The sequence below is a fragment of the Xanthomonas sp. NCPPB 1638 genome (assembly GCF_041475635.2).
Classification (GTDB): Bacteria; Pseudomonadota; Gammaproteobacteria; order Xanthomonadales; family Xanthomonadaceae; genus Xanthomonas; species Xanthomonas cucurbitae.
The window spans coordinates 4,225,877-4,241,040 of the sequence record NZ_CM192984.1; the positions used below are offsets into that span (position 1 = coordinate 4,225,877).

Consider the following 15,164-nt stretch of genomic DNA (forward strand, 5'->3'; position numbering starts at 1 on the left):
CCATGGATCACGCACTCCGCCTGGATGGCGCTGTCGCCGCCCTGCGCCAGGGCGGCGTGATCGCCTACCCCACCGAAGCGGTGTGGGGGCTGGGCTGCGACCCGGCCCAGGAAGCGGCGGTGCTGCGGCTGCTGCAGATCAAGCGGCGGCCGGTGGACAAGGGTGTGATCGTGGTGGCCTCCGATGTGGCGCTGTTGCGCGACTGGGTCGACCTGGACGCACTGGAACCGGCCCGCAGACAGGCTGTGCTGGCCAGCTGGCCCGGGCCGAACACCTGGATCCTGCCGATCACCGGCCGCGCCCCGCGCTGGGTCACCGGCACGCATGACGGGCTGGCGGTACGCATCAGCGCCCATCCACTGGTGGCGGCGCTGTGCGCGGCCTGGGGTGCGCCGCTGGTATCCAGCAGCGCCAACCTCGCCGGGCAGCCGCCGGCGCGCAGCCGCGACGCGCTGGACCCGGCCCTGCTGACCGCCATCGACGGCGTGCTGGCCGGCGACGTCGGCGGGCACGCCCAGCCCACCACCATCCGCGATGCGCGTAGCGGCCAGGTCCTGCGCGACTAGCTCACCAGCCGGCCTGCTGCATCGCCAGCGGTGGCCGCGCACTTTGCGGCGCGGCCGCCGAGCGCGCACACTCAGGCCATGCGGACTTCCCTGACCCTTCTGTTGTTGGCCGGCGCGCTGCCTGCAGCGGCGGCGAGCACAGCCACCAAGCCCGACCCGAACGTGCGGGTCTACCGCTGCGTCAGCAGCACCGGTACGGTGGCCCTGCAGGACGCGCCCTGCAGCAGCGGTCGCCAGCAGGTGCTGGACATGCAACGCCCGCAGGACCCGCCCCCTCGCCCCCGCGCCGTGCAGGCACCTGCGGCGGCGGCACCGCCCGCGCGCGAGGTCCGCATCGTCACCGTGCAACCGCCGCAGCCGATGTACGAATGCACCACCGAGGATGGCACCCGCTACACTAGCGACAGCCCGGAAGGAAACCCGCGCTGGGTGCCGACCTGGGGGCCGGCCTATGTGGGCAATGGCATCGCCTCGCCTGCGCCACCGGCCGGCACCCTGCGCCCGCCTGTACCGATCAACCCGCGCCCAGCACTCTCGGTGCAGGGCGGCCCCGGACGCGGCGGCGGCATCCGCGGCAGTGCCAGCTTCGGCAGCGACGGGTATCAGGGTCGCTATCAAGGCAATTATCAAGGCGGTTATGGCGGCACGGTGATCGTGCCCTACGGCAATGTGCAGATCCGCGACGAATGCCATGCGCTGCCCGAGCAGGAAGTGTGCGCGCGCCTGGCCGACCGTCGTTGGGAGCTGATCCGTCGCTACAACAGCGCCCTGCAAAGCGAGCGCGTGGACCTCAGCCGCGAACAACGCGGCATCGAAGCGCGCCAGCAACGCGATTGCGGTGGCGCATGACGTGCATGCGCCTGGCCGTTTTACTGCTGCTGGCCTGGGTGTCGGGTAGCGATGCCCAGCCGGTGGCCATCTATCGCTGCACCGACCCCGCTGGCGCGCTCACGGTGCAGAACATGCCGTGCCCCAAGGGCATGCAGCAGCAGAAAAAACTGATGACCGCACCGGCGGCGGTGCCATTCACGCCGGGCGGCGCGCCTGCACCGGCTGTGACGCGTCCCGCACCGGTGTCGCCCACCCCGCCGGCCGCTCCTGCGTCAACAGCGGCCACGGCGCCGCCACCGGCCCTGTCTCCCACCTCGACGTTGCCCCCGCCGCCATTGTTCGAATGCACCGCACACGACAATGGCCGCTACTTCACCGAAGACCGCGAACCGGCCACGCGCTGCCTGCCGATGCAGACCACCAACCTGGCTGGCGGCCCGGCCACCGGTGGCGGCAGCGCCTGCGAAGTGGTCACCGACCGTTGCGCACCAGTGCCGGACCAGCGCCTGTGCGAGGCCTGGCGCGCACGTGCCGAGCAGGCCGAATCGACCTGGCGCTTTTCCGACGAGGCGCAATCGGCCGAGCGCAAACAGCGCTACGACCAGATGCGGCGCGTGCTGGACGAAAGCCGCTGCGCCACCCCCGCCGCCACGCCGTAAGTACCCGGCCCGATCACGGGCGGCGCTGCGTCGCTGCAACGACCCTTGCACGGAATGTGTCGACAGTTCTCGCAGCAACGCCGCTGCCGCAAGCGAATACGCCAGAGCAACGCTACGCGCTCGCCTACTGTTGCGCTACCGCGCACCTCGCGGGACCATGTCGTCGCACTCAGAACCCGTACCGCAGGAAGCCACCATCCACCGCGATGCATTCGCCGGTGATGTAGCTGGCAGCCGGCAGGCACAGGAAACCGACTGCGGCAGCAACTTCCTCCGGTTCGCCGATGCGGCGCATCGGCGTGCGTTCGATCACCTGTTCGTAGTAGTCCGGATCCGACAACGGCCCGGAGGTGCGCCGCGTACGGATGTACCACGGCGCCACCGCGTTGACGCGGATGCCGTCCTGCGCCCATTCCACTGCCAGGTTGCGCGTCATCTGCTGCAACGCGGCCTTGGTCATGCCATACGGTGTGCCGCTGCGTACATGGGTGATGCCCGAGACGCTGCCGACATTGACGATCGCCGAGGCCGCGTGCCGGGTCAGCAGCGGATGTGCGTAACGCGAGAGTTCGAAGGCGGAAAACACGTTGGTTTCGAAGATGCCGCGCCACTGGTCCTCGGTGTAGTCGATCGCCGCTCGGGTGATGTTGCCGCCAGCGTTGTTGATGAGCAGGTGCAGGCCATCGGCGTGGTCTTCCACCCAGTCCAGGATCGCGCGACGCTCTTCGTCGTCGGAGACATCGGCCGCCAGGCCGTGCAACTCGCGCTGCGGAAACTCGTCGGCCAGTTCGTCGCGCGCCTGCGCCAATGCATCGGCGTCGCGTGCCACCATCAACAGGTCCGCACCGAAGCCGAGCAGTTCGCGGGCGATGGCCAGGCCAATACCGGCACTGGCGCCGGTGATGAGCGCGGTCTGTCCATCCAGCCGCCAGCGGTGCGTAGTCATGGGGGGTGATCCTCTTTCAAGACGCAGAAATCGGCCGCAGCAATGCGTTGACGCACCGCTGCGGCAGCGGCGTTAGGATACCGTCACACCGCGCGAGGTCACGACGATGAAATTGCCCTGGATGCTTGCCGCCGTTGTGGCGCTACTGTTGGCCGCCTGCCAACACCCGCAACCCGCCCCCACCGAGCAGAAACCCGAGCCGCAGGCGACCGCGTTGCGCGACCACATCCAGCAACCCTTGAACGCCGCGCATGCGGTGCAGGCGGCCACCGATCAGGCCGCGGAAGATCAACGCAAGGCCATCGATGCCGCCACGCAATAAGCCCGCCACGCTCCTGTAGGAGCGCCCCCGGGCGCGACAGGACAGCGTGCACTCCAAGGCATCGCACTAGATGCACATCCCACGCGCGCCGCCTGCGCGCTGCGCCCATTGCGCAACACCGCCGCCCCCGCTCCACAAAAACGACAACGCCGGCACAGGGCCGGCGTCATCGCGGGATGCAGTAGCAGAACCTGCCGCGTCAGAACCCGCAGAAACAGTACGCCAGCGCCTTGACCGGGGTACCGCCGGCCTTGCTGTCGTGCACCGCGTCCTCGACGAAGCGCAGCTGGGTGTCCACTTCCGGCAGCGAACGCGCCAGCAGCGCGCGGGCCATGCCCGAGTCACCCAGCATCCACGCCCCCATGCGGCTGCCGGCAAAGCCGCTCATGAACTGCGAGAACGGGGTGGCCGGCTTTTCGACGTAGCGCACGCGGAACTTGCCCTTGCCCAGCTTGGCGCGGTTGGCCGCATCGGCCAGCGCTTCGGACATGCCGCCGAAGGCATCCACCAGACCGTGCTGCTTGGCCTGCGCACCGCTCCACACGCGACCGCGCGCCACCTTGTCGATGGCCTCCACCGACTGGTGCCGTGCCTGCGCCACCTTGCCGGTGAAGTCGGCATAGCCCTTGTTGATGACGGCCTGGATCACCTGGCCGGCGGCCGGGTCCAGCGGGCGCGAGATGTCGAAGGCGCCTGCAAAACGGGTGGTGCCCACGCCATCGGTGTGCACGCCGATCTTGTCCAGCGCGCGGGTCAGGTTCGGCACCATGCCGAAGATGCCGATCGAGCCACTGATGGTCGATGGGTCGGCGTAGATGCGATCGGCGTTCATGCTGATCCAGTAGCCACCGGAGGCCGCCAGGTCGCCCATCGACACCACCACCGGCTTGCCGGCCTGCTTGAGCGCGACCACCTCGCGGCGGATCTGCTCGGAGGCGAATACCTCGCCACCGGGCGAATCCACCCGCAGCACCACCGCCTTGACCTCGTCGTCGTCGTGCGCCTGGCGCAGCAACGCGGCGGTGGACTCGCCACCGATGCGGCCGGCCGGCTGTTCGCCGCCGGTGATCTCGCCGGCGGCCACCACCACGGCCACCTGCGGGCGGCTGTCCATCGGCGAGCGCTGGCCCTGCAGCAGGCCCAGGTAATCGTCGAAGCCGATATTGCGGAAGCCGCTGTCGGCATCGCTGTCGGCCACGCCACGCTTGGTCAGCAAGGCATCGACTTCGCTACGCGTCTTGAGCCCGTCGACCAACTTCTGCTGCAGCGCGAAGCGGGCCAAGTCGCCGCCGGCCGCCACCACGCCCTCGGGCAAGGTATCGATACCGGCGGTCAGCTGCGCGGGGCTGAGCTTGCGCGCGGTGCCCACGTCGGCCAGATAGCGCTGCCACACATCGTTCATCCAGAACAGGTCCGCTTCCTTGGCATCGGCCGAGGCCGCGTCGAGGATGTAGGGTTCGGCTGCGGACTTGTATTCGCCCACGCGGAACAGGTGCACGTCCACGCCCAGCTTGTCCTGCAGGCCCTCGCGGAAGTACTGGCGGTAGCGACCAAGCCCTTCCAGCATCACGCTGCCCATCGGATCCAGGTAGACCTCGTTGGCCTGCGCAGCCAGCAGGTACTGGCTCTGGCTCATGCTTTCGCTGAAGGCCACGACCTGCTTGCCGGAGGCGCGCAGCGTCTGCAATGCAGAAGCCACTTCGCGCTGCGAGGCGAAACCGGCCGGCTGCAGCTTGTCCAGGTTCAACATCACCCGCTCGATCTTGCGGTCCTTGCCCGCCGCCTCGATCACCCGTAGCAAGTCGCGCAGCTGCACTTCTCCGGCGCTCTTGTCGCCCACCGCCTTGGCCAGCGACCGGCTCACCGGGTCGGCGCTGAACTGCTCGACCAGGGTGCCCTCCGGATTGATGACCAGCGTGGTGCGCTCGGCCAGCGGCTTGGTGCCGTCGCCGCGCGCGATGGCCACCACCAACAACAGCAGCAACAGGAACAGAAAGCCGAAGAACACCAGGTTGAAGATCAGGCGCCGGGTGAAATTCATCACGTCCCACAGGCCGACGAAGAAGCTGGCGATGGGATTGCGACGCACGGGGTGGTTCATGGAAAACTCCGTCGAAAAGACGCTGCGGATCGAGATTGACGTCCAGCATACCGGCTGCGCGGCGCGCGCGGCATGCGCTGAAAGTCAGGGTGCCAGGCCGGCAGTCAGCCGTCGGCTGCTATGCCGGAATCGCAGGCCCATCAGGATCGACGCCACGGTCAGCCCCAGGATCAGCCCGATCCACATGCCGCGCGGCCCCCAGCCCAGGCCCAGGCCAAGCCCGGCGCCAACCGGCATGCCCACCCCCCAATACGAGAACGTGGCCAGGAACATCGGCACCTGGGTGTCCTTGAGCCCGCGCAGCGCGCCGGCCGACAGTACCTGGATGCCATCGGGGAACTGGAAGGTGGCAGCGAACAGCAGCAGCGCCGAGGCCAACGTCGCCACCGCCACATCCTCGGTATACACGCCCACGATGGCGTCGTGCCCGAGCAACAGCGTCGCAGCCGACAGCGCCTGCGTTCCCAGCACGATCGCATAACCGGCCCAGGCGGCACGCCGCACGCCCAGCGGGTCGCCGCGGCCGACCGCGTGGCCCACGCGCACGGTGGTGGCCTCGGCCACACCCATCGGCACCATGAAGCACAGCTGCGCGACGTTGATGGCGATCTGGTGCGCGGCCGCCTCGGTCGAGCCCAGCCGGCCGATCAGCAGCGCGGTGACGATGAACAGCCCGCCTTCCATCAACACGGTGATGCCGATCGGAAGGCCCGTGCGCAGCAGATCGCCGATCGCCCGCCAGCGCGGCCCTTCCAGGTGAGTGAACAGTTCCAAATGGGTGAACCGGCGCGCGCGCCACAGATACAGCGCAAACACGCTGGCCTGCACCCACATGGTGATGGCCGAGGCCATGCCCAGCCCTTCGGCCCCGTGCTCGGCAAAGCCGAACCGGCCGTAGGTGAGCGCGTACCCCAGCGGCGCCAGCACCAGCAGGCCGCCGAACCCCAGCAGCATGGTCGGCAGTGTCCAGTGCATGCCTTCGCACAGATACCGCATGCAGAAGTAGAACGTCAGCGCCGGCACCCCCCAGCGCACCGCGTGCAGGAAGTCGGTGGCACCGGGCACGATGTCCGGCGCGATGCCGAAGGTGGGCAGCAATGGCGGCACCACGCTCAGGAACGCGAACATCAGCGCGCTCAGCACCAGCGACAGCCACAGCGCCTGGCGGAACAACGGCCCAATCTCGCGCTCGCGCCCGGCGCCCAGCAGTTGCGAGACCGAGGCGGTCAACGAAATCAGGGTGCCGATCGGCACCAGCATCGGCAGCCACAGCAGCGAGGTGCCGATGGTCACTGCCGCCAGCGTGGCGGTGCCGTGGTGGCCGGCGATGACGTTATCGACGAAGCCGATCAAGCCGGTGGAGACGTGACCGAGCACCAAGGGCAAGGCCAGCAGGCCGGTGGTGCGCACTTCCGAGGCAAAGCGTGGCGTCGCGGGAGTAGATGCGGGGGAGACTGACATGGGCAACCGATCGCTGCGCGGACTACGGCCGTGCCGGAAGGCGCTGGCACCGGGTCGCACGGGGCCGCCATCTTACGCGGACCGCCACGCCGGGGGGCGCGGCTGTCGGCCGCGGTGACGGGCGCGGCCGTATGCCGATGTGGGGCTATCTGCCTGGCGCCTGGCAGTCCTCTCCCACCAGCCGGCGCTAGCGGCCACTGCGCGGGCCTGATGTGGCAGGCGATGGCGCGACCGCCGCCCGGCCTGGCCGGTGACCTGGCGGCAGGCGATCAGCGCGCCAGCTGGCGCTTCAGCCAGGCGCTGCGCGTGGCCGGCGGCTGCGCCAGCAGGTCTGCGCGCAGGCCATCGCGCTGCGTCGGCGGGGTGCGTTGCGCCAGCACCGCCAGCTGCGCCAGCTGACCGGCATCCAGGCGACGCAGCAGCGTCAGCAGGCGCTCGCGTTCGGACGCCGGCACATACCCCACCAGCGGCTGCAGCTGCGGATAGAACGCTCCCAGCTGCGAGCCCAGGCGCCAGCCGTCGCGATACAGGCGATCCATGGCGGTGAACTGGGTGCGCAGGGCGCGTTGCTGGTCCTCGGGCAGGCCATGCAGACGCTCGCGTGCCTGCCGCAGCACCACCCGGTCGGTGGCGGTGAGACCGTTCCACGCCGCATAGCGGGCACGCAGCTCAGCCTGCTGGGCCGGCGTCAACGCGGCCCAGCGCGCGCGTTGCTGGGCGGCGCTGGGGATGGTCGGCGTCACCGCGCCGGGCGAAGGCGCCGTGGCGCCACCTTCATCCAGCGCCGCCGGCAGGGCCTGGGCCGAGGCGCTGCCGAGCGCGGCGTACAGCAGCAGCCCGGTCCACTTAGTTCGCATCATCGACGGTCTCCAACGGCGCGGACGGCTGTTCGGCGGCGGTGGCATGCGCGCCGGATTCGTCTGTCGGAACCGGGTGCCCGGCCGCATACCAGGCATAGAAATCGGCCGAACGGGCCAGCTCCAGGTCCGGATCGGCCAGCATCGCCTGGTCGCGTGAATCCAGCGCGGGGGCGGTGGCCGGCTCCGGCAGGTCGGCCGCGGGCAATTCTTCCACCAACACCGGGGCGGCATCGGTCACATGCAGCACGCCGGCGGGCGCCTGCGACACCGGCTCCGGCGGCAAGGCCGGCCGGCGATGCGTCCACCACCAGGCCAGCACCGCCAACAGCAGTGCCAGCGCCAGGACGCCCAGCACGATGCCGGCCTGGCGGCGATCGACCCGAGTCCATTGCCATTGCCGGGTGCTGCGCACGCGGGCGGGACGCTGGCGCGCCGGGGCCGGCGACGGCGCTGCCGGGGCGGCCGGCTGCAGCGGCATGCCGGCCAGCGCCGCATCGCGCAGCTGGCTCAACCGGCTGAGCTGGGATGGGCTGAGGTCGCGCAATTCCTGTTGCGCCGCCTCGGCCAGCACCCGCCACGCCTGGGCATCCGGGTTGCCGGCCGCATCGCGCGGACAGGCGCGGGCCAGCGCCTGGCGATAGTCCGCCACGGCCACCCCCTGTACCTGGCTGGCGGCGTCCTCCTCCAGCCCGGCCACGATCCGCAGCAGCAGCGCCAGCCGGTCGGAAGTCTGCAGCCGACCCACTGCCGTGAAGGGCGGCAACCAGGTGCCCGGCATGGGGTCGCGGCGCAGCGGTGGAGCGGCCGCCAGCAGGCTCCAGAAGCGCGTTGGCCAACCCGCCATCGGCCGCCCGGCGGCCTGGCTGCCGAAGGCGCGCAACGCCGCTGCCAGGGCGCGCTCGGCCGCCGCCACGTCACCGCACTGCAACTGTGCCAGCACCAGACCCCGGCGTTCGACACCGCGCAGGAACGCAGACAGCGCAGCGGGAGTCGCGGGGGTATCGGGAACAACGGTCATGGGAACTCCAGCATCGGCCGGCATGATACCGACGCAGATCCTTGACGCGACGGCTTGACAGATCGCACCACTGTTGCTCCGCTCGCGACCGCTGCCTGCGCAGGTTGTGCACAGCAGGCGCGATGCCGATACACGGCCGTCTGTCAACTCCGGGTTTTTCTTTATTGCATTCGTGTTTCACGCCTAACATACTGATTTTATTTATCTTTATCCATGTGGCTAAAAAATGTCCAAGAGGTTGGGAAGGCCTGTGATGCCGCCTTCACGGCGTGGAGCATGCGACTAATTCACAGCCTTATCCACAGGCGGTGTGGATAAACCTGTTTTCTCAGTCCTCGTATAGGTTTACGTCGTGTTTATTACCCAGGTCACAGAAATGCGTCGCAACGCATCACGCCGGACTCACGCGCAGGAATCGTGTCCGTCGGTGGTGGCCGGCGGGGTCGGTAGACTGCGTGGATGCCTTCGACCGTCCCTACCTTGCGCATCGCCCTGCCGGTGCCATTGCCGCAGTTATTCGATTACCTGCCCCCCGCTGCTGCTCCGCTGACCGACCCGGCAAGGATCGGCTGCCGGGTGCGGGTGCCGTTCGGCCCGCGCGAGCTGGTCGGGGTGGTCGTGGAGATCGGCCAGCTGCCGTCGGCCGAGGGGCTGCGCCTGGCGCTGGACTGGTGCGACGAGGCGCCGCTGCTGGTGGAGGAACTGGCCCGCTCGCTGCAATGGCTGGCCCGTTACACCCATGCGCCGCTCGGCGAGGCCCAGGCCAGCGCCCTGCCTGGCCCGCTGCGTCGCGGCGAACCGCTGGCCGATACCCACGCCTGGGCCTGGCAGCTCACCGAAGCCGGGCAGACCGGGACGAGCAGCCTGCGCGCCGGCAGCCGGCCAGCATTGCTGGCGACCCTGCTGCAGGCCGGCGCGGTGAGCGAAGACCAACTGGACCCGCTGCTACCGCAGTGGCGGCAGGCCGCGCGCAGCCTGACCAAGCGTGGCCACGCCGAACGCGTGGCGGTGGCCGCCGATGCCCTCCCGCCCCGTCCCGGCAACGGCCCGGCGCTCAACGACGAGCAACAGGCCGCCGCTGCGGCGATTCGCGCGCGCAGCGGCTTTGCCACCTATCTGCTCGATGGCGTCACCGGCAGCGGCAAGACCGAGGTCTATCTGCAGGCGATCGCCGACTGCCTGGCCGCCGGCCGGCAGGCGCTGGTGCTGGTCCCGGAGATCGGCCTGACCCCGCAGACGCTGGGCCGCTTCCGCGCGCGCCTGGGGGTGCCGGTGCATGCACTGCACTCGGGCCTGTCCGATGGCGAGCGCGCCCGGGTCTGGGCCGCGGCCTGGCGCGGCGAAGCCCAGCTGATCGTCGGCACGCGCTCGGCGGTGTTCACCCCGCTGCCCAAGGCCGGGCTGATCGTGATCGACGAGGAGCACGACGGCAGCTACAAGCAACAGGACGGCATCCGCTATCACGCCCGCGACTTCGCCTTGGTGCGTGGCAAGGCACTGGACGTGCCGGTGATCCTGGGCAGCGCCACGCCCTCGCTGGAAAGCCTGCACAACGCCTACGCCGGCCGCTACCAGCACCTGCGCCTGTCGCGCCGTGCCGGCGAAGCACGCCCGCCGCGCGTGCGCGTGCTGGATGTACGCAAGCGCCCGCTCAAGGACGGGCTCTCGCCGGAGGTGCTGGCCGGCATCGGCGCCACCCTGGCGCGTGGCGAGCAGGTGCTGGTGTTCAAGAACCGCCGCGGTTACGCCCCGGTGCTGCTATGCCACGACTGCGGCTGGACCGCCGCCTGCCACCGCTGCAGCACGCCGCTGCACCAGACCCCGATGACCGTGCATGCCGGCGGTCGCCGCCTGCAATGCCATCACTGCGGCGCGCGCCAGCCCGCACCGCTGGCCTGTCCGGCCTGCGCCAGCCTGGCGCTGCAACCGCAGGGCATCGGCACCGAACGCCTGGAAGAACGCCTCAGCGAGGCCTTCCCGGACGTGCCGGTGGTGCGCATCGACCGCAGCACCACCCAACGCCGCGACGCCCTGGAAACCCAACTCGCCCGGCTCGGCAACGCGGCCGGCATCCTGGTCGGCACCCAGATCCTGGCCAAGGGACACGACCTGCCACGGCTGACCATGGTGGTGGTGGTGGGCATCGACGAGGGCCTGTTCTCTGCAGACTTCCGCGCGGCCGAAAAACTCTCCCAGCAGCTGATCCAGGTGGCAGGGCGCGCCGGGCGCGCCGAACGCCCGGGCGAGGTGTGGCTGCAAACGCACCATCCCGATCATCCCCTGCTGCAGACCCTGGTCAACGGCGGCTATCACGCCTTTGCCGATGCCGAACTGCAGCAACGCGAGGCCGCCGGCTTTCCGCCGTTCGCCCACCTGGCACTGTTCCGCGCCGAGGCCAAGGACGTGGCGGCAGCCAACCAGTTCCTGCAGGCGGTGCGCGGGCTGACTGTAGACGCGGCCTCCACGCCATCACCCGCGTTGACGGCCGTGGAATGCTATGGCCCGATGCCTGCACCGATGCCGCGCCGCGCCGGATTCCAGCGCACCCAACTGTTGCTCTCCGCCCAGCAGCGCCCGGCGCTGCACCGCCTGCTCGATGCCCAATTGCCGGCAATCTACGCGCTACCGCAGGCACGCCGCGTGCGCTGGTCGCTGGATGTGGATCCGATCGATTTGTATTAGCTGGATAAACAGTCTCGTCGTAGGAGCGCGCCTGAGCGCGACGGGCTTGGTGCGCGAGGCGCAACGCGTCCTCACACTGGTGGTACTTGACGCATAGTCGTAGGAGCGCGCCTGAGCGCGATGAGGCGTTATCGGTAACGCCTCATTGCGCTCAGGCGCGCTCCTACGACACACGTGATCTTCGACGATGCGGTCATGCGCATTGCAGGGGTGGTTTTCATTTGCCTGGAGCAGGCTTGGCGGGTGCACGCACGGTTGGCTTGCTCTCCGATGCGACAGGTGGTGCGGTCTTCGCGCCTTTGGGCGTGTCGCGCACCCACAGTGCCTGCTCGTCCTGCTTGATCTCGAACACGCCGATCGCACGCACCAGATCGCTGAGCTTGCGATAACCGTAGTTGCGCGGATCGAACGAGGCCTGGTTGGCCACCTGCTTGCCCACCGCGCTCAGCAACGCCCAGCCATCGTCTTCGCAGGCGCTGACGATGGCGTTGCGCAGCATCTGCACCAGCCGCGTGTCGCCGCGCAGCGCGGTGGCATCCTTGCGCCCGGCGGCAGTGTCGCTGGCTGCGGCGGCCTGTTCGCCCAGGGCTTCCACGTAGGTGAATTTGGAGCAGGCATTGACGAACGGTGCCGGTGTCTTTTTCTCGCCAAAGCCATAGACCTTCATGCCATCGGTCAGCAGGCGCATCACCAACGGGGTGAAGTCTGCATCGCTGGAGACGATGGCAAAGCCATCCAGATTGCGCGCGTACAACAGGTCCATCGCATCGATCACCATGGCCATGTCCGAGGCGTTCTTGCCGGAACTGTAGGCAAATTGCTGGATCGGCCGGATTGCATAATCGTGCAGCGCCGCTTCCCAGCCCTTCAGGTGCGGGCTCTTCCAGTTGCCATAGGCGCGGCGCACATTGGCCACGCCGTAGCGCGCCACTTCCGCCAGCACCACGTCGATCTTGCCGGCGGGCGCGTTGTCGGCGTCGATCAGCAGGGCGATCCGCTTGTCGGGATGATCGGTCATGCTCAATGCTCCATTGCAGTGTCGGTGGCGCTACCAATTGCCGATTCCGGTTCTGCGTCGGTCTCGAACGTCGTCGCTGCAGCCGGCAAGGTGTACTCGGTGCCATCGCGCAGTGTCAGCACGCCATCGCTCAGGATCTCCCGATCGGCGCCGGCAGTGACCCAGGTCGCCTTGACGCGGCCGGCGCCGCGGTCGCCTTCCACGTCGAACACGAACTCTTCCCCGCTTGAGGTCATTCCCGTGCGCAGCAGATCCAGCCGCATGCTGCGGATCTGACCAATATGTTCCTGCACCAGCGCATCGTCCTGCATGGCGCTGCGCGCCTGGTCGGCCAACAGCGACCAACCCATATTGACCAGCCACAGGGCCGCAGCCAGCACCACCACCCCGAACACGCTGGCGCAGGCCAGGATGCCGATCAGGCCAATGGCCACGCCGCTGCGCTTCTGCTCGGCGGCCGGGGCACGCGGTGCTGCGGTGTGCGCTGGCGCCGTTGGCAGCGGGGGCAAGGGCGGTGGGAGCGAGGACATGCAAAGACCGTTGAAGGTGGATGCCACAGGATGCTGCAGGCGCGCCGTGCCCCAGGCGTCATGTTCATTGGCACCTTGGCATGCTGTAAAGCCCGCGTCGCGTTCCATCGGACTTCTACGATGACCTCTTCCCCCTCCTCCGCTCCGCTGCATCTGGTCGTGGTAGGTGGTGGTTTTGCCGGTTTGTGGGCGACCCGCGCGCTCGACGATCCCGGCATCCGCATCACCCTGATCGATCGCCAGAATCACCACCTGTTCCAGCCGCTGCTGTACCAGGTGGCCACCGCCGGCCTGTCGGCGCCGGACATCGCCGCACCCTTGCGACACATCCTGCGCGCGCAGCGCAATGTCGAAGTACTGCTCGGCGATGTGGCCGACATCGCACCTGGCCGCCGCGAGGTGGTGCTGGCCGACGGCAAGACGGTCGGTTACGACCTGCTGCTGCTCGCCACCGGCGCCACCCATGCCTACTTCGGCAACGACCAGTGGGCCGAGCACGCACCCGGGTTGAAGACGCTACACGACGCGCTGGTCCTGCGCCGCAAGCTCCTGCTGGCCTTCGAGCGTGCCGAAGCCGAGACCGACCCTGCCGCACGCGCCGCCTGGCTGAGCTTTGCGGTGGTCGGCGGCGGCCCCACCGGCGTGGAACTGGCCGGCACGCTGGCCGAGATCGCCCGCCACACGCTCAAGAACGAATTCCGCCACATCGACCCGCGCCAGGCACGCGTCCGCCTGGTCGAAGCCGGCCCGCGCGTATTGCCGTCGTTCCCGGAAGATTTGACCGACAAGGCACGCAAGCAGCTGGAGCGGCTGGGCGTGGAAGTACACACCGGCACCCCGGTGACGCAGATCGATGCGCTGGGCTACCAGCTCGGCCAGACCTTCGTGCCCGCGCGCACGGTGGTGTGGGCCGCCGGCGTGGCGGCCTCGCCGCTGGCGCGCACGCTGGGCGTGCCGCTGGACCGCGCCGGCCGGGTGCTGGTGGACCCGGACCTGAGCGTGCCCGGCCACCCGCAGATCTTCGTCGGCGGCGATCTGGCCTCGGTGCAGCAGAACGGCCGGCCGGTCCCGGGCGTGGCGCCAGCGGCCAAGCAGATGGGCAAGCACATCGCCAAGGCGATCCGTGCGCGTCAGCGCGGCCAGCCCGCGCCGGCTTTCCGGTACCAGGACTACGGCAACCTGGCCACCATCGGCCGCATGGCGGCCATCGTGCACGTGGGCAAGCTCAAGTTGTCCGGCATCGTGGCGTGGTGGTTCTGGCTGGCCGCGCATGTCTATTTCCTCATCGGCTTCCGCAACCGTTTCGTGGTGCTGGTGAACTGGGCGATGGCGTACTGGAGCTACCAGCGCGCCGCGCGCATCATCTTCGGCGGCGCCAGCGACGACCCGCCACCCAGCAGCAAGGACGGATGACAGCGGCGCGTGCGGTACGCGATGCTGTGCGGCCCGATTCGATGGCCTGACCGTGGCGACTGCCTTGTTTCTGCTGGATCTGCTCGGCACCTTCGTGTTCGCCTTGAGTGGTGCGACGGTGGCGGTGCGCAATCGCCTGGACCTGTTCGGCGTGCTGGTGCTCTCGTGCGCGGCGGCGGTTTCCGGCGGCATCGTGCGCGATGTGCTGATCGGCGCTACCCCACCGGCCGCGTTGGTGCAGCCGCACTACCTGCTCACTGCCTGCCTGGCCGGCGTGGCCGGTTTCTACTGGCATGCGGCAGTGGAGCGGCTGCGCAACCCGGTGCAACTCTTCGATGCGGCGGGGCTGGCGCTGTTCGCGGTGTACGGCACCAGCAAGGCGCTGGACTATCACCTCAGCCCGCTCAGCGCGACCTTGCTGGGCATGCTCAGCGGCATCGGCGGTGGCATCGCGCGCGACCTGCTGGTGGCACGCACACCGGTAGTGTTACAGGCCGAACTGTATGCCGTGGCGGCGCTCGCCGGTGGCGGCCTGGTGGCGATCGGGCATGTGCTGGACGTACCGCAGGCCTGGTCGCTGGCCATCGGCGCCGGGGTCTGTTTCGGCCTGCGTTTCATGGCCATCCGCTATGGCTGGCATCTGCCGGTGGCGCGCTTGCCGGAGTGAGGTGCCGGCCAGCGCTTCGGGGCCAGGCGCCGCCCTCGCGCGCAATGCGCCGCAACGCAAAACGGCCCGGATCGCCCGGGCCGTTTGTGC

At 69.2% G+C, this 15,164-nt stretch carries 14 protein-coding genes; 7 read left to right on the plus strand and 7 right to left on the minus strand.

Annotated elements, in window-relative coordinates; translation table 11 throughout:
* The first annotated feature begins 2 nt into the window (after window positions 1–2).
* The 3 genes from tsaC to ACCQ13_RS18370 all read left to right on the plus strand — a co-directional run bounded on the left by tsaC (window position 3) and on the right by ACCQ13_RS18370 (window position 2,056).
* Window positions 3–566: an L-threonylcarbamoyladenylate synthase type 1 TsaC gene (gene tsaC / locus ACCQ13_RS18360; protein WP_159407726.1), complete on the plus strand. Its 564-nt coding sequence runs from the start codon at window positions 3–5 to the stop codon at window positions 564–566.
* Window positions 567–644: 78 nt separating this feature from the next.
* Window positions 645–1,415, plus strand: coding sequence for a hypothetical protein (locus ACCQ13_RS18365; RefSeq protein WP_104603765.1), 771 nt, complete (start codon window positions 645–647; stop codon window positions 1,413–1,415).
* A gap of 5 nt (window positions 1,416–1,420) precedes the next feature.
* A complete protein-coding gene (locus ACCQ13_RS18370) occupies window positions 1,421–2,056 on the plus strand; it encodes a hypothetical protein (RefSeq protein ID WP_104603766.1) in 636 nt (211 codons plus the stop codon).
* A 169-nt stretch (window positions 2,057–2,225) separates the two neighbouring features.
* Here ACCQ13_RS18370 and ACCQ13_RS18375 read toward each other — a convergent pair whose 3' ends face one another.
* Entirely contained in the window at window positions 2,226–3,002 is a 777-nt protein-coding gene (locus ACCQ13_RS18375; RefSeq protein ID WP_104603767.1) for an SDR family oxidoreductase, read from the minus strand.
* A 106-nt stretch (window positions 3,003–3,108) separates the two neighbouring features.
* Between ACCQ13_RS18375 and ACCQ13_RS18380 the strand changes: the two genes are divergently transcribed.
* Window positions 3,109–3,324, plus strand: coding sequence for a hypothetical protein (locus tag ACCQ13_RS18380; protein ID WP_159407727.1), 216 nt, complete (start codon window positions 3,109–3,111; stop codon window positions 3,322–3,324).
* Between the two features lie 199 nt (window positions 3,325–3,523).
* Here the strand turns inward: ACCQ13_RS18380 and sppA are convergent, their stop codons facing one another.
* The 4 genes from sppA to ACCQ13_RS18400 all read right to left on the minus strand — a co-directional run bounded on the left by sppA (window position 3,524) and on the right by ACCQ13_RS18400 (window position 8,764).
* Window positions 3,524–5,425, minus strand: coding sequence for a signal peptide peptidase SppA (gene sppA, locus ACCQ13_RS18385; protein WP_159407728.1), 1,902 nt, complete (start codon window positions 5,423–5,425; stop codon window positions 3,524–3,526).
* An 84-nt stretch (window positions 5,426–5,509) separates the two neighbouring features.
* Window positions 5,510–6,886 (minus strand): MATE family efflux transporter, encoded by a 1,377-nt coding sequence (locus ACCQ13_RS18390; protein WP_104603770.1) that lies wholly within the window; start codon window positions 6,884–6,886, stop codon window positions 5,510–5,512.
* A 269-nt stretch (window positions 6,887–7,155) separates the two neighbouring features.
* The gene (locus tag ACCQ13_RS18395; protein WP_159407729.1) at window positions 7,156–7,746 is read right to left on the minus strand and encodes a DUF3106 domain-containing protein; all 591 of its coding nucleotides are present in this window, start codon (window positions 7,744–7,746) and stop codon (window positions 7,156–7,158) included.
* Window positions 7,733–8,764: a hypothetical protein gene (locus tag ACCQ13_RS18400; protein ID WP_159407730.1), complete on the minus strand. Its 1,032-nt coding sequence runs from the start codon at window positions 8,762–8,764 to the stop codon at window positions 7,733–7,735. Before ACCQ13_RS18400 ends, ACCQ13_RS18395 begins: the two co-directional genes overlap by 14 nt.
* 459 nt (window positions 8,765–9,223) lie before the next feature.
* Between ACCQ13_RS18400 and ACCQ13_RS18405 the strand changes: the two genes are divergently transcribed.
* The gene (locus ACCQ13_RS18405) at window positions 9,224–11,446 is read left to right on the plus strand and encodes a primosomal protein N' (protein ID WP_274391997.1); all 2,223 of its coding nucleotides are present in this window, start codon (window positions 9,224–9,226) and stop codon (window positions 11,444–11,446) included.
* 217 nt (window positions 11,447–11,663) lie between these two features.
* On the opposite strand, the gene ACCQ13_RS18410 is transcribed toward ACCQ13_RS18405, so the two are convergent.
* Entirely contained in the window at window positions 11,664–12,470 is an 807-nt protein-coding gene (locus ACCQ13_RS18410) for an NYN domain-containing protein (protein ID WP_104603774.1), read from the minus strand.
* Window positions 12,467–12,994, minus strand: coding sequence for a hypothetical protein (locus ACCQ13_RS18415; protein ID WP_104603810.1), 528 nt, complete (start codon window positions 12,992–12,994; stop codon window positions 12,467–12,469). The genes ACCQ13_RS18410 and ACCQ13_RS18415 overlap by 4 nt, the downstream gene beginning before the upstream one ends.
* A 120-nt stretch (window positions 12,995–13,114) precedes the next feature.
* On the opposite strand from ACCQ13_RS18415, the gene ACCQ13_RS18420 reads away from it, so the two are divergent.
* Window positions 13,115–14,407 (plus strand): NAD(P)/FAD-dependent oxidoreductase, encoded by a 1,293-nt coding sequence (locus ACCQ13_RS18420; protein ID WP_104603775.1) that lies wholly within the window; start codon window positions 13,115–13,117, stop codon window positions 14,405–14,407.
* 52 nt (window positions 14,408–14,459) lie between these two features.
* Window positions 14,460–15,074 (plus strand): trimeric intracellular cation channel family protein, encoded by a 615-nt coding sequence (locus tag ACCQ13_RS18425; RefSeq protein WP_104603776.1) that lies wholly within the window; start codon window positions 14,460–14,462, stop codon window positions 15,072–15,074.
* Window positions 15,075–15,164 lie beyond the last annotated feature (90 nt).

What these genes read in the sequence shown, in the direction of transcription:
- tsaC (WP_159407726.1), top strand. Translation starts at nt 3, where the DNA reads ATGGATCACGCACTCCGCCTGGATGGCGCTGTCGCCGCCCTGCGCCAG.
- ACCQ13_RS18365 (WP_104603765.1), top strand. Translation starts at nt 645, where the DNA reads ATGCGGACTTCCCTGACCCTTCTGTTGTTGGCCGGCGCGCTGCCTGCA.
- ACCQ13_RS18370 (WP_104603766.1), top strand. Translation starts at nt 1,421, where the DNA reads ATGCGCCTGGCCGTTTTACTGCTGCTGGCCTGGGTGTCGGGTAGCGAT.
- ACCQ13_RS18375 (WP_104603767.1), bottom strand. Translation starts at nt 3,002, where the DNA reads ATGACTACGCACCGCTGGCGGCTGGATGGACAGACCGCGCTCATCACC.
- ACCQ13_RS18380 (WP_159407727.1), top strand. Translation starts at nt 3,109, where the DNA reads ATGAAATTGCCCTGGATGCTTGCCGCCGTTGTGGCGCTACTGTTGGCC.
- sppA (WP_159407728.1), bottom strand. Translation starts at nt 5,425, where the DNA reads ATGAACCACCCCGTGCGTCGCAATCCCATCGCCAGCTTCTTCGTCGGC.
- ACCQ13_RS18390 (WP_104603770.1), bottom strand. Translation starts at nt 6,886, where the DNA reads ATGTCAGTCTCCCCCGCATCTACTCCCGCGACGCCACGCTTTGCCTCG.
- ACCQ13_RS18395 (WP_159407729.1), bottom strand. Translation starts at nt 7,746, where the DNA reads ATGATGCGAACTAAGTGGACCGGGCTGCTGCTGTACGCCGCGCTCGGC.
- ACCQ13_RS18400 (WP_159407730.1), bottom strand. Translation starts at nt 8,764, where the DNA reads ATGACCGTTGTTCCCGATACCCCCGCGACTCCCGCTGCGCTGTCTGCG.
- ACCQ13_RS18405 (WP_274391997.1), top strand. Translation starts at nt 9,224, where the DNA reads ATGCCTTCGACCGTCCCTACCTTGCGCATCGCCCTGCCGGTGCCATTG.
- ACCQ13_RS18415 (WP_104603810.1), bottom strand. Translation starts at nt 12,994, where the DNA reads ATGTCCTCGCTCCCACCGCCCTTGCCCCCGCTGCCAACGGCGCCAGCG.
- ACCQ13_RS18420 (WP_104603775.1), top strand. Translation starts at nt 13,115, where the DNA reads ATGACCTCTTCCCCCTCCTCCGCTCCGCTGCATCTGGTCGTGGTAGGT.